This is a genomic window from Mycobacterium sp. pR1184 (genome assembly GCF_041287235.1).
Lineage (GTDB): Bacteria > Actinomycetota > Actinomycetes > Mycobacteriales > Mycobacteriaceae > Mycobacterium.
Genome location: NZ_JBGGKR010000011.1, coordinates 22,644 through 45,258 on the forward strand (window position 1 = coordinate 22,644; position 22,615 = coordinate 45,258).

Sequence of the window (22,615 nt, forward strand, 5' to 3'; positions counted from 1 at the left end):
TTTTTATTGTCACTACTAACTTTATAAAGTTAACGTCGGAGGGTGCAGAAATCACAGGGGGCTTCCGATGGATCGTGACCAGCTCATCGACCTGACCCGACGGGCTTTGAAGTTGGCCCGCGATAAGACCACCGACCTGGCGCCGCAGACATACACCGTCGACGCCGGCGATTACACATCACTGCAGCGACACCTCAGCGAACGGGCGTTGCTGCTGGCCAGCCCGCAACTGGTCGGCTACGTCAGCGAGCTGCCCGCCCCCGGCGCCTACTGCACCAAGACCGTGATGGGGCGATCGATCCTGCTGACGCGGACGTCCGACGGGTCGGTCCGCGCCTTCGACAATGTCTGCCTGCACCGCCAATCCCCGGTCGTGACCGGGTGTGGCTCCGCGAAGCGGTTCAGCTGTCCCTATCACGCGTGGACTTACGACAACACCGGCAAGCTGGTCGGGCTGCCGGGTCGCGAGGGCTTCCCGGATACGACGGTCAAGTCCGATTCATTGACCGAGCTCCCCGCCGCCGAGTTCGCCGGGTTCCTCTGGGTGGCGCTGGACAAAGACGCCACCCTGGACGTCGCCGCGCACCTGGGACCGCTGGCCGACGAACTCGACTCGTGGGGCATCGGCCGCTGGTCTCCGTTGGGTGAAAAGGTCCTCGACACCCCGATCAACTGGAAGCTGGCCGTCGACACCTTCGCCGAGAACTACCACTTCGCCACCGTGCACCGGGACACCTTCGCCACGATCGCCCGCAGCAACTGCACGGTGTTCGACTCGTATGGGCCGCACCATCGGTTGATCTTCCCGCTCAACGCGATCCTCGAGCTGGAGAATGTTCCCGAGGAGCAGTGGGACCCGTTCCACAACATGGTGGTGATCTACGCGTTGTTCCCCAACATCGTGATCTCGGTGACGATCGCCAACGGCGAGCTCTTCCGGATCTACCCCGGCGACGAACCCGGCAGGTCGATCACCGTGCACCAAAACTCAACACCGCTGGACCTTTCCGAGGAATCCGTGGCGGCCGGTGCTCAAGCCGTGTTCGAGTACGCGCATGCAACCGTGCGAGACGAGGACTACAAGCTGGTGGAGGCGCTGCAGGCCAATCTCAACTCGGGCGCACGCGACCACCTGGTGTTCGGCCGCAACGAGCCAGGACTGCAGCATCGCCACATCGCCTGGGCCGAGGCGCTCGCCGCCTCAGCTGCTGTCGGCTGACTGGACCTCGGACAGCACCGCGATCAGATCGTCGAGAAGCGTTGCAAGCGCGCTGTTTTGCGCGGGAAGAGCCCCGGCCAACAATTCGGCCGCCGCGCCGCGACGGCCCGCCGCCACCAACGCCACCAGCTCGTCGACCATCGACTGCAGGCCCGGATCGACGTCGGCGACAGTGGTGGCCAGCACCTCAACCAGCTCCCAGTCCCGGTACAGCGCGAACGAACGCTCGTTGAACGCGAAGCCGCTCACCGGCTGACCCCACAGCGTGCCCTGGTAGCGGTACGGGCCTTCCATATATTCGATCGGCAAACCGTGCGCCGGAGCCGGCACCAGAGGCTCGCCAATGAGATCGAGTTGCAGTGTGGCGCAAGTAATTCGGTGCCGGTCGGCCATGTACCGAGCCGGGGCCGGCGGACGCACCAGCGGCCGCACGGTTTCCGGCCATCGCACATAGCTGCTGACAGTGACCTCCACGTCCTCGGCGCACTCGGGTGCGATGGCCGGGTCGGGATGACTCGTCGTTACACCGGTAAACGGTTGCAGCGCATTGCCGTTCGTGCGATCGAACTGCCGCCAGATACTCAGGTCGACGCCGTTGTCGAAATTGATCGTGCGCCATTCGTGCGAGCGGGCCCGCGGGTCTCCCCCGGATCCACCGCCACCTGCGTACTTGGGGAACCACTGCCTGTCGACATGTCCGGCGCTACCGGAGACCTGCTCGATCGTCTCGCCCCAGCGCAGCGTTCCGGTCATCGACATGCCGGTCTGGAAATACGAGTACGTGTCGTCTTGGCCGAAGCAGACGATCTTGCCGTTGTAGGTCGACGCTCCCACCGGCGTCGGCGCGCGCGTCGGGGTAACGACCAAATCCAGCCGCATGGACCGGCCCTGGTGATCCTGGCCCACCAGGCTGACCCGATACGTGTAGGGCAGCAATTCACCGTCGCCGTCGCGGCATGTCGTCCAGGACGCGGTGCCGGCACTGCTCTGATAGCTGATGTCGAGATAGCCTGCGGCCATGGACAATTTGCGCTGCGCGCCCGGTTCCATGTTCTTCGGCGGCATGTCGTAATCGGTGTACGTGCCGTAGTCGCCGGTATCCAGGTCGAACAGCGCCATCGTGTAGAAATCGGCGACGACCGTTCCCCCGGGTTGGTTCTTGTTGAAGATGGTCAGGAACGCAAACGACCGGTCGCTCTCGACGGCCTGCAGTTGCCCGGCGATGAACCACGTGTCGGACTCCTGGTCGGGATGTTCACCCTCGGCCTCGGGGAAATCCAGCTGGCTGTCACCGGGCACCAACTGATACGGGTAACGGCGCCAATCGGTGTTCATTTCGGCTTCCTTGCCACGGCGCTATCCTTATTCTTTGCTATGTTAGCGTCAATAGCGAAGTTACGGCCACGACCTCACCCCCGGCCCAAGGAAGTGCCCCGATGACAGAAAAATCCGACCATCGGACCTACGCCGAAGTGTTCATCGGAGGGCAGTGGCGCAGGCCCGCCAATCCGCAACAGCTCGCCGTGATTTCGCCGCATACCGAGGAGCCCATCGGCCACGTCCAAGTCGCCGGGCCCGAGGACGTCGATGCCGCGGTTGCCGCCGCCCGCCACGCCTTCGACCATGGGCCGTGGCCACGACTGACCCACGCCGAACGGATGGCCAAGGTCGAAGAGCTCGCCGCGATCTATGCCGGCCACGTCGACGAGATGGCTGATCTGATCACCGACGAGATGGGGTCGCCACGCACCTTCAGCCGGATGGGTCAGGGTGCGGCGGCGGCGGCGCTGATCCACCTCACGCTGGCCGCCGCCCGCGACTTCCCTTGGGTGGAACGCCGCCAAGGTGTGCTCGGCGAAGTACACCTCCGCCGGGCGCCGGTCGGTGTGGTCGGGGCGATCGTGCCGTGGAACGTACCGCAATTCCTGATCATGCCCAAGCTCATTCCGGCCCTGATCGCCGGCTGCCCGGTCATCATCAAGCCTGCACCCGAAACACCTTTGGACGCTTTGTGGTTGGCCGAGATGATCGAGCAGCTCGACCTGCCCGACGGCGTGGTGTCGGTGCTGCCGGGCGGTACCGACGTCGGTGAGGCGCTGGTGCGCCATCCCGGCGTCGACAAGATCTCCTTCACCGGGTCCAGCGCCGTCGGACGCCGCATCGCCACGCTCTGCGGCGAGCAGCTCAAGAGGGTGAGCCTGGAGCTCGGCGGCAAGTCGGCAGCGATCATTCTGGACGACGCGGATATCCCCAAGACGGTGGCCGGGCTGAAGTCGGCCAGCCTGATGAACAACGGACAAGCCTGCGTCGCCCAGACCCGCATCCTGGTCAGCGACCGACGGCAGGACGAGTTCGTCGACGCGCTGGCCGAGATGATGTCGGGACTCAATGTCGGGGATCCGACCGACGAGGCGACCGACATCGGGCCGCTTTTCGCACAACGACATCAACGCCAGGTGCAGGAGTACATCCAGTCTGGACAAACCGAAGGCGCGCGCACCGTGCTCGGTGGCCTCAATAGCGCACAAGACAGTCCGGCTGAGCGCGGCTGGTATGTGAGGCCAACGCTTTTCGTCGACGCGACCAACAACATGCGCATCGCCCGCGAGGAGATTTTCGGACCGGTGTTGACCGTACTGCGGTATCGCGACGAAGCCGACGCGGTCCGGATCGCCAACGAGAGCAACTACGGCCTGGCCGGTTCGGTGTGGACGTCCGACATCGCGCACGGCCTCGAGGTCGCCGCCGGTGTGCGCACCGGCACGTACGGCATCAACATGTACACCCTGGATATCGGCGCCCCGTTCGGCGGTTTCAAGCAGTCGGGCATCGGACGCGAGTTCGGCCCAGAGGGCCTGCACGAGTACGTCGAGCTTCAGACGCTGGTGTGCAAGGGGCAGCTGCCGCCGCTAACCGATTGACAATCAACCACTTTGGGGCATCTGCAACGTGAGCTCGACCGGGCAGCACAGCACGCCGTGTTGGTTGGTCACTTCGATCGTGATGTCGACCAGCCGGCGCGGTGGGTCCACCGAGGTGTCCAGCCGCTTGGCCACCGCCCGGCCCCGGCCAATCATCGTGTCACCCGCGTAGATCGAACCGGCCAGCCGCAGCGAGCGGCGTACCACCCGGCTGCTCGGCCCGGCCCAGTCGGTCGCGATGCGATCGGCGAACCCGGCGAGATGCATGGTGTTGAGGTAAATCGTTGGATTGCCTTGACTTTGCGCGTACACGGGATCGAAGTGGCCGGGGAAATAGTCCCAGGTCGCGCCGGCGTTCTCGACCACCCGCTGGTAGCTGATTTCATCGACCACTTCCGGCAGCTCGACGGGAACGGTGATCTGGTTCCAATCCAATTCGGCAAGGTTCATGCCGACGGTGCCGGGGTGAAGCGGAACAACGTATTTCGTGATCGGGCAACGACCGTTCCGTCCTGACGGCGATAGGTCTCCAGCGTCTCGATGAAATGGCCGCTACCCAGCCGGGTCTGCTTCTCCGGTGATACCGAGACCAGTTCCTCGACACTGGTGAGCATGTCACCCTCCACGATGGGTTCGGTGAACTCGACGTCGTTGGCGGCATTGATGAATGTGGTGCCCGGCAACGGCACTCGCAAGACCAGCGAGGCGACGGGTCGCCGGCCGCCCGGCTCCCACGGCGGGGGTATCAGCCAGCCCATCAACAGACCCGGCGGGGCCAGCAGGCCGCCCCACCGCTGCCGGGCGAATTCCGGATCCCAGTACGACCGGTTGCCGTCGTGAATCATCGAGGCATACAACTGAATACGCGCACCGCTTACCGGATTCACCGCGGTCCGCGGTTCGCTTGCCGCGCCAACCATGCGCAGCGCGTCTTCGTATGTGCCGAAGGCTAATTGGTAGCTGAGGTCCGAATCCACGTAGCGGTGCCGCTCACATGACAAGCGGGTGCCGGCTCGGCACCAGATCCCAGGACAGATTGCGCGACGTGTAGTACCAGCCGCCACGCTCGTAGATCAGCTCATCCCGGTACGTCCCGGTGGCGCGCAGCGTGGTGTCGCCGAAGGCGGCGGAGAACAGCACCACGACACAACGCTGCATCGCGTGGACACCGTCGACCGCGATCTCGTGATCGACGGTCACCAACCGTTGTCCCTCGCCCCCGTCGAAGGCCAGACGCAGGTCGGCGAACAGTTCGCCGTCGCGGACGAAGCTGGCGCCGGAATGACGAAAGGTCGCGATCCAGCTATCGCGGTCACCGTCGGAGTATGCGCGATTGTGCCGGGCGTTCAAATTCAAGATCGCATCGCGGCCGGTCGCGGCGTGCAGGAACTGTTCCTGCTGGTAGGACAACGTCATTTCTACTCGCCAGCCTCTCCCCGAAGGACAAAAAGAATCGAGCTACGTAACATGGACTTTACTTACCGCTTAACAATATATCCGTATTCTTCCCGATCCCAGACCCCTGAAGTCAAACCTTTGGCTCGCAATAAATCTTTACGTACCCGTCCGATAACGTTCTTCGGGAGTTCGTTGACCTCCTCGACATACCGGGGCACGCAGAAGTAGGGCATCCGGTCGGCGCAGAAGTCGAGCAAATCGGCGCAGTCCAGCACCGCGTCCGGCCGCAGCGCGACCACGACCAGGATGTCGTCCTCGCCCAAATCGCTGGGCACCCCGATCGCTGCAGCCTCGGCGACCGCGGGATGGCCCATCACGACGCGTTCCACTTCGACCGAGGAGATGTTCTCGCCGCGCCTGCGCAGCGAATCCTTGATCCGGTCCACATACGTCAGATTCTGATCGGCGTCCAGCCGGCCGAGATCACCGGTGCGAAACCACTCCGGGTGCGGGTCCACCCGAGCGTCCCGGCCTAGGTAGCCCTCGCTCATCACGTGCGGGTGCCTGGGCCGGCAGGCGATCTCGCCCACGGCCCCGGCGGGCAGCGGGTTCCCGTCGTCGTCGACAATGCGCACGTCGAAGTTGGGATTGGGCCGCCCCGAGGTCCCGGGCACGCCCTCGTCGGCGACGCCCTTGACCGCGATCGGGAAGGCCTCGGTCATCCCGTACATCGTGACAATGCGGCAGCCGTAACGCTTTTCGATGTCGCGGTAGCGGCCAGCGTCGATCGGCGCGGCGGAGATGAACCGCAGCGGCAGCTCCGCATCGCCGCGCTCGGCGGGCCGGTTGTACAGCATCGACACCATCGCGCCGGCTCCGGCGAAGCCGACCGCGCCATGGGCGCGGATGTCATCCCACACCTGAGCGGGATGGAACGATTGCGCCAACACGGTCGTCGCGCCTACCAGCATCGGGGCCAGCACGCTGGGAGCGGCGCTCAAGTGGAACAACGGCATCGCCGTCCACAACGCCTCTCCCGCCCGCAACTCCCAGGCCGCCGCAACGGTCGCAGCCACCGAGAACAGGTAATGCCAGCTCGTGGCAACGGCTTTCGACGGCCCAGTGGTGCCCGACGTGTAGAACAACGCCCCTACGTCCCCCTCCCCCGCCGGTTTGTCCGCGCAGCGGACTCCGGCGTTCAGCGCCGCACCAAGCGAATCATCTTGCACGACAACGTCAGTCACCGTGTCCAGCCCGTCGGCAACCTCATCGACGCGCGCCCGGCGCTCGGCGTCGGTGAGAATCACCTTGGGCCGCGCCAACTGCAGCGTGTGCAGCAGGAAGTCTCCCTTGTTCGCGGCGTTGACCGCCGCACTCACCGCGCCGATGCGGGCCGCGCCCAACCAGAAGTACACCCATTCGGGACAGGTTCCGGTGAACAACGCCACCCCGTCACCGCGGCCCACCCCCAATTCGCTGAGCATGTTCGCCGCCGCGCAGGAGCGCTGCCGCATCTGCTCGAACGTCACCTCGGTCCCGGCGATCGACATCATCACCCGATCGGGGTACTGCTCGGCCCGGCGATCCAACACGTCCGCAACGGTGAACCGCTCCACGCCGAAATCGGAGGGCCCCAGGGGCTTACTCCGAACCGAATGCATCACTTAGGCTTTCGCGGCCGCCGGGTCGGGCTCGCCGGCAGCGGTGTACCCGAAGTCGTCAGGCGACGGCTCGGCGTCCGGGTAGAAGCGGTGCGCCCAGCGCCGCAGCGCCGCATAGTCGCGCGCCTCCTCGGGAGCCAGGTTCGGCTTCTCCAGGTACTTCATGTTCTCCCAGGTGAAAAAGTCCTGTTTGATGACTTCTTGTTGCAGCGCCAGGAATTTCGCGGCCCGGCCAGTGGGCTTGTCGCCGGTGTCGCCGGGTTCGCGGACGGAAGCCTGCGTGTAGAAGTAGTCGGTGTAGTCCTCGTCGACCGGCGTCTGCCCGGTGACCTCGATGGTGGCCACCAGGTCACTCGGAAAACGGACGAGCCCTAGGCCCAACGAATAGTTGTCGTAGATGATCTTGGCGTCGACCGGCCCGTTGGGGGTCAGCCACGTCTTGGCCCGGCCCCCACCAAAGTGAGCGTTGACGGTGGCATGCAGGTGATAGCCCGCCACCTCGAACGAGGCGGTGTTGGCGGGGTTGGCGGCCTTGTGCACATACTGCACGTGATAGGGGTCGGCCGCGTTCTCGATGATCATCTGCGCGTGCACCTTGACCCGGTTGAGCATCCGGCTGTGCGGGTGCAGCGGGTAGTACTCGCCGGTCTCCAATTCGGGCAGCGCCGGCGGCTGCCAGTAAGGCGCCCGGCCGTGGCGTTCGTGCCAGACCAGGATGAAGCCGTACCACTCCATGGTCGGATAGGTGCGGATGCGGACGTTGTTCTTGCAGCCGATCTTGCTGTACGGGATCAATGCGTTGCTGCCGTCTCCGCGCCACTGCCAACCGTGCCAGGGACAGACGATGTTCTCGTTGTCGACGGTGCCGCCGACGCCCATGTTGGCGCCGAGGTGCTGGCAGTAGGCGTCCAGCACATTGACCTTGCCGGAGGCGGTGCGGAACAACACCAGCTCCTCACCGAAGTAGTGCAGGCGCTTGACGTCACCGGGCTTGACGTCGCTGGCGAAGGCAACGATGAACCACCCGGTCGGGAACCGATAGGTGGACAGCGCAATGCCGGACTGTCCGAACTCGCGTTCCGACGGGTCTTGCTCTGAAATCGTATGCGTCACGAGAACTCCGTTTCCCACGCGGCCGGGCCGCTCTTACCTCACCGCGTTTCGACGACTAAAGTCTATTTTTACTATTTTAATCATTGAACGTCAACGCGGCGCCGGCCGGTTGCCGCACGGTCGGAGAGCGAGCGGGGTTGCGCATGACTGCTGCTGCAGTGGACCTATCCGATTTCGCCTTGTGGCGTAACGGTTTTCCCGACGAGTTGTTCGCCGATTTACGACACACCCGATCCCTTTTCCGGCACGAACTGACACCGGGTGTCGCAGCCACGGTCAAGCGCCAATTCTGGGTCGCCACCAAGCACCGGCATGCCGTTCGCCTGCATCGCGACACCGAATCGTTCACCGCGGCCGACGGCCCGCTCATCCAGCCGGTCGCGCTGTTCTCGTCGTCGCCAACGATCATCACGCTGGACCCACCGGAGCTGAACAAGCGCCGCAAACTCATCTCCAACGCGTTCAATCCACGCGCGATCGCCAAGCTGGAGGCCGGCATCCGAGCGCGAGCGGCGCAGATGATCGACGCGCTGCTCGCCAAGGGCGGTGGGGATTGGATCGAAGATGTTGCCGACGCGTTGCCGATGACGGTGATCGGCGACATCATCGGCATCCCAGACGAAGACCGGCCGCGGATCTTCGACATCTTCGACCGCATCCTGAAGGCGCTAACGCCCGAGGCAGGCCCGAGCGGACAAGTAGAGCTCGAGCTCTTCGGTTCGGTCTTCGCATACGCGATGGAGCTCACCGCGGACAAGCGCGGCAACCCGACCGGCGACATCTGGAGCACGCTGGCGACCGCGGTAATCACCGGCGACGACGGCCAGGAATTCCGCCTGCCCGCAAACGAGCTGGAGTTCTTCTTCTTCGTGCTCGCGTTCGCCGGCAGCGACACCACCAAAAACGCACTGGCCATGGGATTACAGGCGTTCGTCGCCGACCCCGAGCAGATCGAACGCTACCGCGCGGACGAAGCGGTGCGGCCCGGCGCCGTCGAGGAGGTGCTGCGCTGGGCCTCCCCGGTGGCGTACTGGACCCGAACCGCGAAGATCGACGTGGAGATGGACGGTCAGCACATCCCCGCGGGTGACCGGGTGGTGTCGATGCTGCGTTCTGCCAATCGCGACGAGGACGTCTTCGAATCGCCGTTCGCGTTCGACATCGGCCGGCAACCCAACCCGCACGTCGCGTTCGGCGGCGGCGGGCCACATCACTGCCTGGGCGCGATGCTGGCGCGCGCCGAACTGCGGGCCGTGCTCGACGAGCTGCTGCTGCGCTGCGATCGCATCGAAATCGGGCCCGTCACCGTGTCGTATCCGAACCTGACCACCAACATGTCGATCTACGACGAGATGCCGATCTCCCTGGCCGAGCGCTGACTCAGTCCTCCTGGATTCGCAGCGCGGCCTTGGGGCATTGCTCCACGGCGGCTCGCACATCGATTTCGCGATCCGGCGGCACCGGACCGTCGGCGATCTGCACCACGTCCTCGTCGCCCAGTTCGAAGATGTCCTGGGCGAGCGATTCACAAAAGCCGTTGGCTTCGCACAAGGTCTCGTCGACGGTCACGCGCATCAGTTGCCTCCTTACAGGCCCTTCGGGCGGGTTCCGATCACCCCGCCGGCAGCGAGGTTCGCCAGTTCTTCGTCGGTCAGCCCGCACCGATCGCGTAGTACCTCTCCATTGTGCTCGCCCAACAGCGGCGGTGGGCGAAGCAGCCACCGATCCTGACCGGTAAGCAACGCGAACGGCGGGCACGGATACTCCGCTCTCCCGATGCTCGAGTGCTGCAGCTCTTCGAAAAAACCCCGATCGCGCAATTGAGGGTTCTCGGTCACCAGCGACGGCGAGACCACCGGCGCCGCAGGCACACCCGCGCTCGCCAGCCGCTCCACCGTCGGCCCCAGGGGCTGCCCGGCAAACCACTGCCGCAGCCGGTCGTCGATGTCGTCGGCGCGCTCGCGTCGTCCTGCGGCGGTGCTTAGAGAATCGTCACACCAGGCCGGCCGCCCCATCACATCGACGAGCGCGGCCCACTGCTGGTCGTCGCGCACGGTGACCGCGATCCAATCGTCGTCTCCAGTACACCGGTAGAGGTTCTGGATCGACCCTGCGAAACCACGATTACCGTTGCGGCTCAGCGTCTTTCCGTATACCTCGTATTCGATCGCCTGTATCGCGGCGGCGTTGAGCACCGTCTCGAGCATCGGCAGCTCCAGCTGCTGACCCGTTCCGGTGCGTTCGGTGAAGTTCAGCGCGGCCAGCACGGCAAACGCGGCGTGCACCCCGGCCAGCGGATCGCAGGCGCCGCGCGGGGCCACCGGCGCGGCATCCGGCAGTCCGGTTACCCAGGCCAGCCCGGCGAGCTGTTCCATCGTGGGAGCGAATCCGACCCGGTCGCGCCAAGGGCCGTCCAGACCGAACGCGGGCATCCGGGCGACAACGAGTTTGGGATTGACTTCGAGCAGCACGTCGGCGGTCAGCCCGAACTGGTCCATCACGCGCGGCGAGAAGTTCTCGATCACGACGTCGGCGCCGGCCGCCAGTTTCTTGAACAGCCGCCTTCCCTCTTCGGAGCCCAAATCCACTGTGACCGAACGCTTGTTGGTGTTCATCGCGTGGAACACCCAGCCGTACTCCCACCAGTCGTCCACGTCTTTGCGCATCCCGCCGGAGTAGCGAATACCGTCGGGACGCTGGATGGACTCGACCTTGATCACCTCCGCGCCGAACGCCGCCAGCAGGTGGGTTGCCGCGGGGCCGGCCCAGAACGCGGTCAGGTCCAGAATTCGCACACCCTCCAACGGCCTGGCGCCGCGCGCCAGCGCGCTCTCGGGCCCGCTTGTGCGCCAAGGCGATTCGTCGTTGTCGGCGCCCAACGCGGCGGTCTGACCCACCGGAGCCGCCGCACACGCCGACATCAGCCACGGCGGGCGGGGCTGATGAAAGCCGGCGGGGTTGGGCTGGAACACGCCGCGTTCGGTCGCGTACTCCGTGTCCCGGATCGTGGCGCCGTTACCCAATGCCGCGATCGGTAGCCGGAACAGCTGGCCGAGCTCGACGATCTCCGCGACGGTGCGTTCGGCCAGCCACGGGCCGATCTGTTCGCGGATCAGGTCGCGATAGCCCCACCGGCCGATCTGAAAACGCAGCTGCTCAATCTCTTCCAGCTGCGGGCATTCCACCATCGCCAGGAAATCGAGCCACTGCTGACCGGTCACCATCGTGATCCCGACGTAGCCGTCCTTGGCCGGCTCGATCGACGGTACTTCGGTGGTGCGGCTGATCGGCGGCACCCGCAGCAACTGAGAATGCAGCCATTCGCTGCTCTGCATCAACGTCATCGCCTCGAGCATCGACAGATCCAGATGTTCACCGGGACCGCCCTGCTCGACGCGACGACGCACGGCCAGCGCACCGAACGCGGCGAACACACCGCCCATGTACTCCCCCAGGTCGCCGCCGATCGAGATCGGAGGCCCGGCCGGATCGCCGCGGAAGCCGGGCGAGCCGGCCCAGGCCTGCAGGGTGAACTCGCTGGCGGGCCGGTCGGCATACGGTCCGGTCCAGCCGAAGTCGGAGATCGTGACGACGACGGCCTGCGGCGCATCCGCGAGCAGCAGGCGCGGATCGATACCCAGCGCCGCGGCACGGGACGGGCCGGCGGTGAGGATGATCACGTCGGCGCCGGCCAATTCGGCGCGCAATCGCTGCGAGCCGGGCGCGAAGGTCATGCTCTGCTTGCCGGCGTTGAGATAACTGTAGAACGGCGACGGCCGGCCATCGGGCACGGACGAACCCGACGCCGAATAACGCCGTAGCCAATCGCCTTGCGGCGGTTCGATTTTGCGCACCCGCGCCCCGGCGTCGACCAGCAACTTGCCGCAGTAGCTGCCAGCTATCCGGTCGCTGATCTCGACGACCCGCAGCTCGTGCAGCGGTGTCGGACGGTCGTCAGACCCCTGGCTCAATTGCATCCGCCCTTCCGATCGACACGCGATCAGAGATGCTATTTATATCATTACTGCTAAAATAGCTAAGCCAGCTGAGTGCGGGTTCGCCGCTCTGCCGCTGCTCCTGCGAGGAATGGATGACCACCCTGGGAATTGGGCCCGATGCCCGTCGCCGGTTGTCGGCGCCGAGGATCGCCGAAATCGTAGCCGACGAACTGCGCCGCCAAATCATCGACGGCGAGCTTGCCGACGGCGATCTCCTGCCGCGCCAGGAAGTACTGGTCGAACAGTTCAACGTCAGCCTGGTCTCGCTGCGCGAAGCGCTGCGCATCCTGGAAACCGAAGGTCTGGTGTCGGTGCGCCGCGGTAACCGCGGCGGCGCCGTCGTGCATGCGCCGGCCAAGACCAGCGCCGCCTACATGCTCGGACTGTTGCTGCAGAGCGAGTCCGTTCAGGTCGCCGACCTCGGCATGGCGTTGCAGGAGCTCGAGCCCGCGTGCGCCGCACTCGCGGCTCAGCGTCCGGACCGAGCGGACACCCTGGTGCCAGAACTCAAGCAGATCAACGATTCCATGGCCGAGCACCTCGACGACGGGCGACTGTTCACCGAAATCGGCCGCCAGTTCCACGATCTCATCGTGCAGGGCTGCGGAAACCACACCATCATCGCGGTCGTCGGCAGCCTGGAGACGCTGTGGAGCAGCCACGAGCGTCAATGGGCCGACGAGAGCGCGGCGCGCGGCACCTATCCCTCGTTGACCCAGCGGCGTGCGGTCCTCAACACACACGTCAAGCTCGCCGAGACGATTGCCGAAGGCGACGTCGACCGGGCTCGGCGCATCGCGGGACGTCACCTCGCCGATACGCAGACCTATGTGCTGGCCGGTCGGCCCAGCCAACGGATCTATGCCCTTTCGCCGCAGTCTCTTTCTCGTTCGGGGTCACGCCCGCGCGATCTCCGGCAGTCCTAAGCCCCTATGCGAACCGCATTGGTCACCGGCGGCAGCGGCGGGATCGGAAAGGGCTGCGGGCGCAAGCTTGCCGAACTCGGTTACGACGTGGTCCTGGTGGCCCGGCGCGAGGGCCCGTTACGCGCGGCGGCCGAGGAGATCGGGGCCCGTCACATCGTGGCCGACGCATCCGATCCGGACGGCTTTCCCACTGCGATAAGCACTTTGGAGACAATCGACCTGGTCGTTCACGCAGCTGGCGCGCTGGGTGGAACGTATGCGCGCAAGCAGACGTTCCAGCAGTGGCAGACCATCATCTCGGCCAACCTGGATTCGTGCTTCGTGGTGACCGCCGCGGTGCTGCCGCGGATGCGGCCCGGGTCCCGCTTCGTGTTCATCTCGTCGTCGGCCGCGCACGAGCCGATGATGGCCCGTACCGCCTACTCCGCGTCGAAAGCCGGCATGAACGCGTTCGCCCGCGCCCTGGCGCTCGAAGTCGATCGCGACGGCATCGCCGTGCACATCGTGACACCGGGCCCGGTGGAAACCGAGATGCTGCAGGACGTTCCCTTCGAGATGTTCGCGATTCAGACCTCCGATGTCGCCGAGGCGGTCGCCTGGCTGGACACCGTGGACCCGTCGGTCGATGTGCCGGAGATCCGGCTTTCCGCGGTGCAGCGCGGTCCGTACGCCCGGCCGCCGGTCGTTCCTACCGAAGCGCGCCGCCGCCGTCAGGGAACGGCTTGATCACCGATTCACCGAACTGGTGCAGCGATTCCGGCTTCGCGAAATCGGCGAACCACACATAGAAGCGCTCCACCCGCTGGGCAGCCAGGCCCGCGAAATGCTGGGTCAGATCGTCGGCGTCACCGCACACCAGACCCGCCCCGAGCACGCCGAAGCGCCGGGTGCTGACCTCACGCACGGTCCCGGGGTCGGTACCCGAGTGGGCGAAGCCGATCATCTGCTGCACCGAGATCCGGGCGTCGCCCGCCGAAGGGGCCAGCTTGGCCAACCGGTCGATGTGGTCGGCCTGCAGGTTCCACCAATCCGCGTGATTGCGAACAAGTTCCATCATGCGAGGCCCGCTGCCACCCAAAACCAGCGGTATCGGATGGCTGCGCGCGGGTGACTGAGCCACCGCGTCGTCGTCGGCACCGTCGCCCCAGTACTGCCTGATCAGGGCCAGGTGGCGGCCAAGTTGCGCGACGCGGGCCACCGGATCCTGCTGACCGACATCGAATCTGGTGAACTCGGTGGGCCAGGATCCCGAACCGAGGCCCAGATCGAACCTGCCGTCCGATGCGTCCGACAGGGTGACGGCTTGCTTGGCGAGCACGGCGGGATGCCGAAAGGCGTCGCACAGCACCAGGTGTCCGACCCGCAACCGCTCGGTGTTGGCCGCCACCCAGGTCGCGACGGCCATTGCCTCCCAAATGCTTTCGCCCGGCAACCCCGGAGCCTCGAGGTGATCGATGAACGCGATTCCGTCGAAGCCACTGGCTTCGGCAGCCCGCGCCCGTCCCGTGATGTCGCCCACCGACAACCGCACCTGCGGCAGGAACAGATACCACTCGACCATGCGCCACCCATACTCGTGCCGATTGCAACAGCGCGGCTAGTTTACTATCTTTATTATGTTAGGGGTCTTATGGATGTCGGACTGACTTCGGATCAGCTGTCGCTGCGCGACACCGTGCGCGACATTTTGCGTACCGAATGTCCTCCCGATGCCGCCCGGCAGGCCCTGACGGACCCGGAGCGCTGGCGCGCTCTGTGGAAGACGGTAGTCGACTTGGGCTGGACCGAACTCGCCGCACCCGGCGGTGACTTCGGGCCCGTCGAGCAAGCACTGGTTCTCGAGGAGTGCGGTGCCGCGTTGGCACCAATTCCATTGCTCAGCAGCGTCGGTTTAGCCGCGGGCGTCTTGCGGGCCTGTGGTCTGGACAAGCTTCTCACCGACATCGCCGGCGGCGTCGTCGCCACCCTGGCGGTGCACGCCAAGGGATCTCGGCTACCCGGGCCACCGCTGACACTGCGCGGCGGACGGGTGCGCGGCGCAGCGGTCGCGGTCCCCGACGCGGCCCGGGCAGAGCTGATCGTCGCGCTGGCCAAATCCCTCGACGGCTATGTCGCAGTGGTGGTGCGCACCGGCGACGGCATCACGATCACCGCGGGCGAATCCACCGACCCCGCACACCCGGTAGCCGACGTCGAGATCGACGCCGAACCCGTGGCCTCGGCGCCCGTCGACCTCGAGTCGGCGCTGACCGCACCGATGGTGGCCGTCGCCGCCGATCTGGTCGGCACGGCCGGCGCCGCCCTGCACCTGTCCGTCGAGCACGCGAAATCACGCCGCCAGTTCGGCACCCCGATCGGGGCGTTTCAGGGGATCAAGCACGCGCTGGCCGACAACTATGTCGGCGTCGAGCGCGCCCGCAGCCTCACCTACGCGGCCGCAGCGCGCCTCGCCACGGCGAACACCGCACCCGCGGACGCCTGGACGGCCGCGGCATTGGCCAAGGCGGCGGCCGGTGACGCCGCGGCCAGCTGTGCCCGCACCGCCGTCCAGGTGCACGGCGCACTGGGGCAGACCTGGGAGCACGATGCCCACCTCTATGTCCGGCATGCCTGGCAAGGTGCGGCGCAGCTGGGAGACAGTCGCGCGCTCTACCACGAGGTGGGCTGCCGCTTCGTCGCCGGAGGCGCGGCATGACGACTGGATCCGAGGTCGTTGCCGAGTACGTCGACTGGTTAGCCGCATTCCTGCCCGACGACTACTACGAGAATTACCGCCGGTATCGCTGGGATATCCCGCTGCGCCGCGACCACCAACGGGCCGCGTTCGAGGCCGGGTGGATCCAGCCGACCTGGCCGCGTGAGCATGGCGGCCGATCGCTGGGCCTGCGCGACGCGATGGAGATACGGATCGAGGGCGCGCTGCGGTCGGCGCCCAAGCTGCCCAACATTCAAGGGCCGGGTGTCGCCGCACCCGGCATCCGCCAGTTCGGCACACCGGCCCAGATCGAGCGCCTGCTGGTGCCGCTGCTGCGCGGCGACGAATGGTGGGCGCTGGGCATGTCCGAACCGGAAGCCGGATCGGACTTCGCCGGACTGCGCACCCGAGCCGAGCAGGACGGAGACGTCTTCCGGGTCAACGGCCACAAGATCTGGACCACACAGGCCCACGAATCACGGTGGTGCACGCTGTATGCCCGCACCGATCCGGACGCGCCCAAGCACCGTGGCATCTCGTGCCTGATCCTCGACCTGCACTCCCCCGGTGTGCGCATCGAACCCATCCGGATGTCGTCGATCTCCGACGAGACGTTCTGCGAGGTCTTCCTCGACGACGTCGAGATCCCGGTGGAGAACCTGCTGGGCCCGGTCAACGGCGGCTGGAACGTCGCGTTGTCGTCGCTGCACCACGAGCGCCAGATGATCTGGATCATGAACTGGGTCGAAATCAAGCGCGGACTCGACGCGGTGCGCAACGCCGGCAGCGCCGCAGAAGACCAGGGCCTGTGCGCCGAACTCGGGTCGCTGCTTGCCGATGCCGAAGCGCTGCGGGCCACCGGATACCGCGCGCTGGGCAACGAACTGGCAGGCCGGAACAGCCCCGAGGCCGACATCATGAAATTACTTGGATCGGTTACCTTGCAACGAGTTTGGGAACTCGCCGCCGCTGCCGAAGGCCCGAGCTCGGCCAGCGATCCGGATCTGTTGTTCGAACGCCAGGACGCGCTGGCCGCCACCATCTACGGCGGAACCTCGGAGGTGCAGCGCAACATCATCGCCGAGCGACTACTCGGGCTGCCGAAGGGATAATGATGGATTACGACCTCGGCGACGACGCCGTCGAATTGCGACACCGGCTGCGGGAGTTGATCGCTCATCACGTGCCCCCCGACTTCCTCGGGGCCTGCACGGAAGATCCCGAGGATCTCGCCACCACCGAGACGTTCTGCAAACTGCTCGCCGTCGAGGGGCTGCTGGCGCTGGCCTGGCCGAAAGAGCATGGCGGCGGCGGTGGTTCGGTCTGGCAGCAGACCGTGCTACGCGAAGAGATGTGGGCTCAGCACGAACCCCGCGGTCCGCAGTACATGGGCATCAACTGGGTCGGTCCGGCACTGATGCGCTACGGCACCGACGAGCAGAAGGCCAAACACCTGGCGGCCATCGCCTCCGGCGATGTGATTTGGTGCCAAGGCTTTTCCGAGCCGGAGGCCGGATCAGACCTGGTCTCGTTGCGTACCCGCGCCGTGCCCGACGGCGAGGGGTGGCGCATCACCGGCCAGAAGGTGTGGACGTCGTACGCCCAGATGGCCTCGTGGTGCGTACTGGCCACGTGCACCGACCCCGACGCGCCAAAGCACAAGCGGCTCACCCTATTTCTGATCCCGATGGATCGGCCCGGTTTCACGGTTCGGCCGATCCCGTCGATGCTGGGGCCGCATCACCTCAACGAGATGTTTCTCGACGGCGTACCGGCATACCCGGGCGACGTGCTCGGCGAGGTCGGTGACGGCTGGCGGGTGATGCGCGAAGCGCTCGCGTTCGAGCGCGTCGGCATCGCCCGCTACGCACGCTGCGAGTCACTGCTGCACCGCTTGCAAGGCGAGCTCGGCGAGGCCTGGGACGGGCTGCCGGAGACGCTTCGGGCCCGGTGGGTCCGGACACTTGTCGACTTGCGAGTGGCCAGGCTGCTGGCCTACCGCGCGGTGTCGCTGCAGGACGACCCAAGCGCGGGGGCGGCGGCCAGCGCCGCCCGCATCGCGACCACGACGTGCGATCAACAGGTCGCCGAGTTGCTGTTCGACGTGCTGGGACCCGTCGCGCTGGACAGCGGGGCCTCGTCGGCACTGCACGGGGCGATTGAAGACCATTGGCGCTACGCACAAGCGGCCACTGTGGCATCGGGCACCATCGAGGTGCAGCGAATGCTGGTGGCACGAGACGCCCTGGGAGAACGCCGGTGAAAACCACACTGCCACAAGACATTAGCGACTTCGCGGTGGTCGCAGCCAAACGGTTCGATCGGCTGGGCGGGCCACCGGCCGCCCTGCGAGCCGAGCGAGACGACAGCGTGCGGGACGCGGCGCGCGTGGCGTTGAGCGAGCTCGGCGCGTTCGACCTCGACGTCCGGTCCGGTCCCGACGACATGTTGGCCGCGGCAGTGCTCTGCCAAACCGCCGGTGCGCACGCGCTGCCCTATCCCCTCGTCGAGGAGCTGCTGGCAATCGACGGTGCCCGGCTGGCCCTGGTCAACCCCGAGTCGCCGCGCATCGACCACGGCGATCTGCCCGGCGACTGGATCGCCGCGGACCTGGACGGCAATCGCTACCGGCTGCGGATCGCGTCGCGGACCAACGCCAAATTGGGTCCGTTCCTGGTGCCGGCCTCAATCAGCGCACCCGACGGGACAGTGCCGGCCGCCGACGTTAATCTTCATCTCGTGCTGGGATCATGGCGGATTCTGGGTGCGATGCAGCGCTCGCTGCAGATCGTCACTGACCATGTCCAAGCACGCATCCAGTTCGGTAAGCCGCTGGCGGACTTCCAGGCTGTCCGGTTCGCCGTCGCGGATGCCTCTGTCGCGGTGCGCGGCCTGCACGAACTAGCGAAATACACCGTTTGCCGCCCCGAGTCACTGCCGGTGCAGGTGCATTCCGCCGACGCGCTGGTGTTGCGGTTCAAGGCCACCGACACCGCACGGCAAGTGCTGCGCACCTCGCACCAGCTGCTGGGCGCCCTGGGTTTCTGCGACGAGTCCGATGTCAGCGTGCTCGACCGGCACACCCAGCCGCTGATCCGTCTTCCCCTGGGCGCCGAGGCGCTCGGGTTGCGCCTAATCTCCGACGTCCGCGACGGCTCTTTCGAGACCCTGTTCAGCGAACCGGTTTCGGAGCCCGCATGACGACCGAGTCTGCAATGGCCGGGGTGACGCCGAACCCGTTCGAAGACGGAGTCCCGTTCGGGACCAAACTGGCCGAACTCGCCGACGAGCTGGGCGACAGGCCGGCGGTGACGATCGTCGCGCTGGACGGCACCGCCCAGACGCTGAGCTTTCGCGAACTCGACGCCCGAGCCAACCAGTGGGGACGGGCACTGGCCGCCAGCGGCGCTGAAACGGGTTCGCTTGTCGCGCTTGCTATCCCGAACTCACAACACCTGGTGCTGGCCACGCTGGGATGTTGGAAGATCGGCGCGGTCCCGATTCCCATGCACTGGGATCTGCCCGAATGGGAGCGGGATCGGGTGCGCGCGGTGATCGATCCCGCCGTTGTCGTCGACGAGACAAGCCGGTGGGAGCTGGAGGCCCGGGCCGCCGCGGAATCGACCGGTCCCCTGCCCGAGGCCGTGTCCCCGCATGCCAATGGAATCTGTAGCAGCGGGTCGACGGGCGTACCGAAGGTGATCCTCAGCTTGGCTCCGTCGCTGTGGATACCGCAGCACGGCGAACCGTTTCTGTCCAACTGGACGCCGGTGGACAAGCCCCAGACGATTCTGGTGCCCGCTCCGATGTATCACACCAACGGCTTCGCAACCTTCCTGATGCTCCTCAGCGGCGACCACCTGGTTATCCTCGAAAAGTTCGATGCGGCAGTGTTTGTCGACGCGATCGAGCGCTACCGAATCACCAATTTCACGGCCACGCCGACGATGCTGGCGCGCATCGCGGCCCTGCCCGACATCCGGCAACGCGACCTGTCCAGCGTCGTGTTCATCCTGCAGGGCGCCGCGGTGATGCCGCCGTCGCTGCTGCACACCTGGTTCGAACTGCTCAGCCCCGAGCAGATCGTGACGGCCTACGGGATGACCGAGAATCTCGGCCTCACCGCATTGCGCGGCGACGAATGGCTGACGCATCCCGGAAGTGTCGGTCGCGGCTTCCGCGACACTGAGATCCGGATCCTGGATGCCGACAAGAACCCGCTGGGCCCCGGCGAGCACGGTGAGGTCTACCTGCGCTCGGTGATGAGTGCGGGCTACCGCTATCTCGGTGGGGCGCCGCCGCTGCCGTCGACCGAAGACGGGTTCCGGTCCGCCGGCGACATCGGCCACCTCGACGAGGACGGCTTCCTCTACATCGTCGACCGTCGAGTCGACATGATCGTCAGCGGCGGTGCGAATGTCTTTCCCGCCGAAGTCGAGTCGGCGCTCGCGGGGCATCCCGGCATCGCCGATGTGGTGGTCATCGGACTCGCCGACGAGCGGTGGGGCCGCCGCGTGCACGCTGTCGTGCAGGCCGCCGAGGGCGTGGAGGTTACCGAACAACATGTGATCGAGTACGCCAAGAACCGGCTGGCGCCCTACAAGGCGCCCAAGACGGTCGAGTTCGTTGACGCGATACCTCGGACCGCGGCGACGAAGGTCAATCGCTCCGCGATGATCAAGGCCCGCGGCGGCTGAGGGCTCAGCGCGCCTTCAAGTTGTCGTACCCACTCCGTATGATCGAACCTATGTTCGAAGAATCGGCGGTCGTGATCGATCGGATCTGCGCGGCGTCGCGTGCGGAGAACCGGGCGGCCGGCGCGCGGCTGGCGGCGATCGGCGAACTCGACGCGCTGCGGCTGCGCGAATGCGGGGAACGAGAGTCCTGGGCGAGTGACACCTGGGACGCCATTTCGGCGGAGGTCGCGGCGGCGCTGAATATCAGTCAGGCGCTCGCGTCGAGTTATCTCAACTATTCACGCGCCATGCGAAATCGGCTACCCCACATCGGCGCCGCGTTGATCGCCGGCGAGATCAGCTATTCGACGTTCCAGACGATCGTGTACCGCACGGATTTGATTACCGACTCCCACGTCATGGCGGCAGTCGACGCCGAACTCGCGACAAGGGTGCGACGGTGGCCGTCGATGACTCGCGGCCGGCTGAGCGCGGCGGTGGATCGAGTCGTCGCGCGGGCAGACCGCGACGCGGTTCGCCGCGCTCGTGAGCAGCAGGCCGATCGCGAGTTCTCGCTCTGGGACGTCGGCAACGGCCTGACCGAGGTGTTCGGCCGGCTCGTCACCCCCGATGCCCGCGTGGTGGATGCGCGGTTAAATGCATTGGCGCACAGCGTGTGTGATGGAGATACCCGGACCGTGAAGCAACGCCGTGCCGATGCCTTGGCAGCGCTGGCCGCCGGCGCGGACAGACTACAGTGCCGCTGCGGGCAGCCGACGTGTCCCGCCGCGACCGCGGCCGCACCGAGCCCGGTGGTGATTCACATAGTCGCCAACCAGTCCAGCGTCGATCACACTTCCCGGGAGCCCGCCGCGATCATCGGCTCCGAAACACTCATCCCGGCCGAACTCGTTGCACAACTGGCGGACTCGGCGAAACTGCGGCCGGTGCTGCATCCCGGCGATACGCCGCCGGAATGCGGCTACGTTCCGTCGCGCGCGCTCGCCGATTTTGTGCGCTGCCGTGACCTGACCTGTCGATTCCCCGGTTGCGACCGCCCGGCCACCGATTGCGATCTCGACCACAGCATCCCGCACGCCGACGGCGGTGCGACCCACGCGGCGAATCTGAAATGCCTTTGCCGCCCTCACCATTTGGTCAAGACCTTCTGGGGCTGGCGAGATCGGCAGGTTGCCGATGGCACGGTGATCTGGACGTCGCCGTCCGGGCGCACGCATGTGACCACTCCCGGCAGCGCACTGCTATTCCCGCAGTTGTGCGCGCCCACCGGCGAGGTCGCTCCGGACGTCCGGCCCGACCCCTGCACCGATCGATACGCCATGATGCCGCAGCGGCGTCGCACCCGTGCCCAAAGCCGCGCTGACTACCTCACTGCCGAACGGCGGCGAAACCGGAAAGCCCGCAACCAGCTCCAGACCACCTCGGCCGCAACGCAATCCGCGTCACAGGCCCGACCGCCGGACGGCGAGCCACCACCTTTCTAAATGTGGTGGCCGAAGACGTCTTCCATGACTTCACCGACCGCCGCCAGCGAACGGCTGGAGTGCTGCTTGACCAGTACATGGCCGCCCAGTACGACGAGTGCGATCGGCAGCTCGACCGCGCCGAACACCAGCAGCGCGGTCAGTCCCGCGACGTAGACGACATCGTGCTTGTCCGGCCGGTGGAACTTTCCGATGATCGGCAAATCGATCGCCCGTGACTCCAACTCCCGCAGGGTGTGCAGGGTCCGGGCGCGCTTGGAGTTCGGGTGCGCCTCGGCATAGGCCGCCCACCGTTGCGCGAAACTCGGTCCGAAACGCAGCTCTTCCTGCAGCTCGTCGTGGAGCTCTTCGTGCAACTCGTCATGAAGCTCGTCGTGCAGCTCGTCATGGAGCTCTTCGTGCAACTCGTCGTGCAGCTCGTCATGTAGCTTGTCAGAGTCCGAATCCGTTGCAGCCGAGCCGTTTTGTTCTTCGTCCAGCGTGGTCATGTCTGTCTCTCTCTG

21 protein-coding genes are annotated in these 22,615 nt (G+C 66.1%); 11 read left to right on the top strand and 10 right to left on the bottom strand.

The annotated features are described in order from the left end of the window. Positions 1-67 precede the first annotated feature (67 nt). Positions 68-1,219, top strand: a complete 1,152-nt coding sequence (locus ACAG21_RS19250; protein ID WP_370497856.1) for an aromatic ring-hydroxylating dioxygenase subunit alpha — start codon at positions 68-70, stop codon at positions 1,217-1,219. Here ACAG21_RS19250 and ACAG21_RS19255 read toward each other — a convergent pair. Next, positions 1,202-2,554, bottom strand: coding sequence for a secreted hydrolase (locus ACAG21_RS19255; protein ID WP_370497857.1), 1,353 nt, complete (start codon positions 2,552-2,554; stop codon positions 1,202-1,204). The genes ACAG21_RS19250 and ACAG21_RS19255 overlap by 18 nt on opposite strands. A gap of 101 nt (positions 2,555-2,655) precedes the next feature. On the opposite strand from ACAG21_RS19255, the gene ACAG21_RS19260 reads away from it, so the two are divergent. Continuing rightward, positions 2,656-4,140 carry an aldehyde dehydrogenase gene (locus tag ACAG21_RS19260; RefSeq protein WP_370497858.1) on the top strand — a complete coding sequence of 495 codons (1,485 nt, stop codon included), beginning with the start codon at positions 2,656-2,658 and terminating at the stop codon, positions 4,138-4,140. Between the two features lie 3 nt (positions 4,141-4,143). Here ACAG21_RS19260 and ACAG21_RS19265 read toward each other — a convergent pair whose 3' ends face one another. From ACAG21_RS19265 to ACAG21_RS19285, 5 genes are all read right to left on the bottom strand, one after another. Then, positions 4,144-4,590, bottom strand: a complete 447-nt coding sequence (locus ACAG21_RS19265) for a MaoC family dehydratase (RefSeq protein WP_370497859.1) — start codon at positions 4,588-4,590, stop codon at positions 4,144-4,146. Next, entirely contained in the window at positions 4,587-5,060 is a 474-nt protein-coding gene (locus ACAG21_RS19270; protein ID WP_370498025.1) for a MaoC family dehydratase N-terminal domain-containing protein, read from the bottom strand. The genes ACAG21_RS19265 and ACAG21_RS19270 overlap by 4 nt, the downstream gene beginning before the upstream one ends. Positions 5,061-5,130: 70 nt before the next feature. Then, a complete protein-coding gene (locus ACAG21_RS19275; protein ID WP_370497860.1) occupies positions 5,131-5,556 on the bottom strand; it encodes a nuclear transport factor 2 family protein in 426 nt (141 codons plus the stop codon). A gap of 62 nt (positions 5,557-5,618) precedes the next feature. Next, positions 5,619-7,199 (bottom strand): AMP-binding protein, encoded by a 1,581-nt coding sequence (locus ACAG21_RS19280; RefSeq protein WP_370497861.1) that lies wholly within the window; start codon positions 7,197-7,199, stop codon positions 5,619-5,621. Positions 7,200-7,202: 3 nt separating this feature from the next. Beyond that, on the bottom strand, positions 7,203-8,312 hold the full coding sequence (locus ACAG21_RS19285) for a Rieske 2Fe-2S domain-containing protein (protein ID WP_370497862.1): 1,110 nt from the start codon (positions 8,310-8,312) through the stop codon (positions 7,203-7,205). Between the two features lie 83 nt (positions 8,313-8,395). Between ACAG21_RS19285 and ACAG21_RS19290 the strand changes: the two genes are divergently transcribed. Further along, positions 8,396-9,691, top strand: coding sequence for a cytochrome P450 (locus tag ACAG21_RS19290; RefSeq protein WP_370497863.1), 1,296 nt, complete (start codon positions 8,396-8,398; stop codon positions 9,689-9,691). 1 nt (position 9,692) lies between these two features. On the opposite strand, the gene ACAG21_RS19295 is transcribed toward ACAG21_RS19290, so the two are convergent. Continuing rightward, positions 9,693-9,887 (bottom strand): ferredoxin, encoded by a 195-nt coding sequence (locus tag ACAG21_RS19295; RefSeq protein ID WP_370497864.1) that lies wholly within the window; start codon positions 9,885-9,887, stop codon positions 9,693-9,695. Positions 9,888-9,898: 11 nt separating this feature from the next. Next, positions 9,899-12,289, bottom strand: a complete 2,391-nt coding sequence (locus ACAG21_RS19300; RefSeq protein ID WP_370497865.1) for a CoA transferase — start codon at positions 12,287-12,289, stop codon at positions 9,899-9,901. A 113-nt stretch (positions 12,290-12,402) separates the two neighbouring features. On the opposite strand from ACAG21_RS19300, the gene ACAG21_RS19305 reads away from it, so the two are divergent. Together ACAG21_RS19305 and ACAG21_RS19310 are read left to right on the top strand one after the other, a co-directional pair. Beyond that, positions 12,403-13,236: a FadR/GntR family transcriptional regulator gene (locus tag ACAG21_RS19305; RefSeq protein WP_370497866.1), complete on the top strand. Its 834-nt coding sequence runs from the start codon at positions 12,403-12,405 to the stop codon at positions 13,234-13,236. Between the two features lie 6 nt (positions 13,237-13,242). Continuing rightward, a complete protein-coding gene (locus ACAG21_RS19310) occupies positions 13,243-13,962 on the top strand; it encodes an SDR family oxidoreductase (RefSeq protein ID WP_370497867.1) in 720 nt (239 codons plus the stop codon). Here ACAG21_RS19310 and ACAG21_RS19315 read toward each other — a convergent pair. Then, positions 13,925-14,797, bottom strand: coding sequence for an LLM class flavin-dependent oxidoreductase (locus tag ACAG21_RS19315; RefSeq protein WP_370497868.1), 873 nt, complete (start codon positions 14,795-14,797; stop codon positions 13,925-13,927). The two genes, ACAG21_RS19310 and ACAG21_RS19315, sit on opposite strands and share 38 nt — an antisense overlap. A gap of 69 nt (positions 14,798-14,866) precedes the next feature. Between ACAG21_RS19315 and ACAG21_RS19320 the strand changes: the two genes are divergently transcribed. The 6 genes from ACAG21_RS19320 to ACAG21_RS19345 are packed head-to-tail and all read left to right on the top strand — an operon-like array spanning position 14,867 to position 22,112. Continuing rightward, on the top strand, positions 14,867-15,931 hold the full coding sequence (locus tag ACAG21_RS19320; RefSeq protein ID WP_370497869.1) for an acyl-CoA dehydrogenase family protein: 1,065 nt from the start codon (positions 14,867-14,869) through the stop codon (positions 15,929-15,931). After that, positions 15,928-17,043: an acyl-CoA dehydrogenase family protein gene (locus tag ACAG21_RS19325; RefSeq protein WP_370497870.1), complete on the top strand. Its 1,116-nt coding sequence runs from the start codon at positions 15,928-15,930 to the stop codon at positions 17,041-17,043. The genes ACAG21_RS19320 and ACAG21_RS19325 overlap by 4 nt, the downstream gene beginning before the upstream one ends. Positions 17,044-17,045: 2 nt before the next feature. Next, on the top strand, positions 17,046-18,194 hold the full coding sequence (locus ACAG21_RS19330; protein WP_370497871.1) for an acyl-CoA dehydrogenase family protein: 1,149 nt from the start codon (positions 17,046-17,048) through the stop codon (positions 18,192-18,194). Then, positions 18,191-19,132 (top strand): acyl-CoA dehydrogenase family protein, encoded by a 942-nt coding sequence (locus ACAG21_RS19335; RefSeq protein ID WP_370497872.1) that lies wholly within the window; start codon positions 18,191-18,193, stop codon positions 19,130-19,132. The genes ACAG21_RS19330 and ACAG21_RS19335 overlap by 4 nt, the downstream gene beginning before the upstream one ends. Then, the gene (locus tag ACAG21_RS19340) at positions 19,129-20,628 is read left to right on the top strand and encodes a class I adenylate-forming enzyme family protein (protein WP_370497873.1); all 1,500 of its coding nucleotides are present in this window, start codon (positions 19,129-19,131) and stop codon (positions 20,626-20,628) included. Before ACAG21_RS19335 ends, ACAG21_RS19340 begins: the two co-directional genes overlap by 4 nt. 50 nt (positions 20,629-20,678) lie before the next feature. Further along, complete coding sequence (locus ACAG21_RS19345; RefSeq protein ID WP_370497874.1) at positions 20,679-22,112, top strand: HNH endonuclease signature motif containing protein; 1,434 nt, start codon at positions 20,679-20,681, stop codon at positions 22,110-22,112. Here the strand turns inward: ACAG21_RS19345 and ACAG21_RS19350 are convergent. Then, positions 22,109-22,600 carry a hypothetical protein gene (locus ACAG21_RS19350; protein WP_370497875.1) on the bottom strand — a complete coding sequence of 164 codons (492 nt, stop codon included), beginning with the start codon at positions 22,598-22,600 and terminating at the stop codon, positions 22,109-22,111. The two genes, ACAG21_RS19345 and ACAG21_RS19350, sit on opposite strands and share 4 nt — an antisense overlap. Positions 22,601-22,615 lie beyond the last annotated feature (15 nt).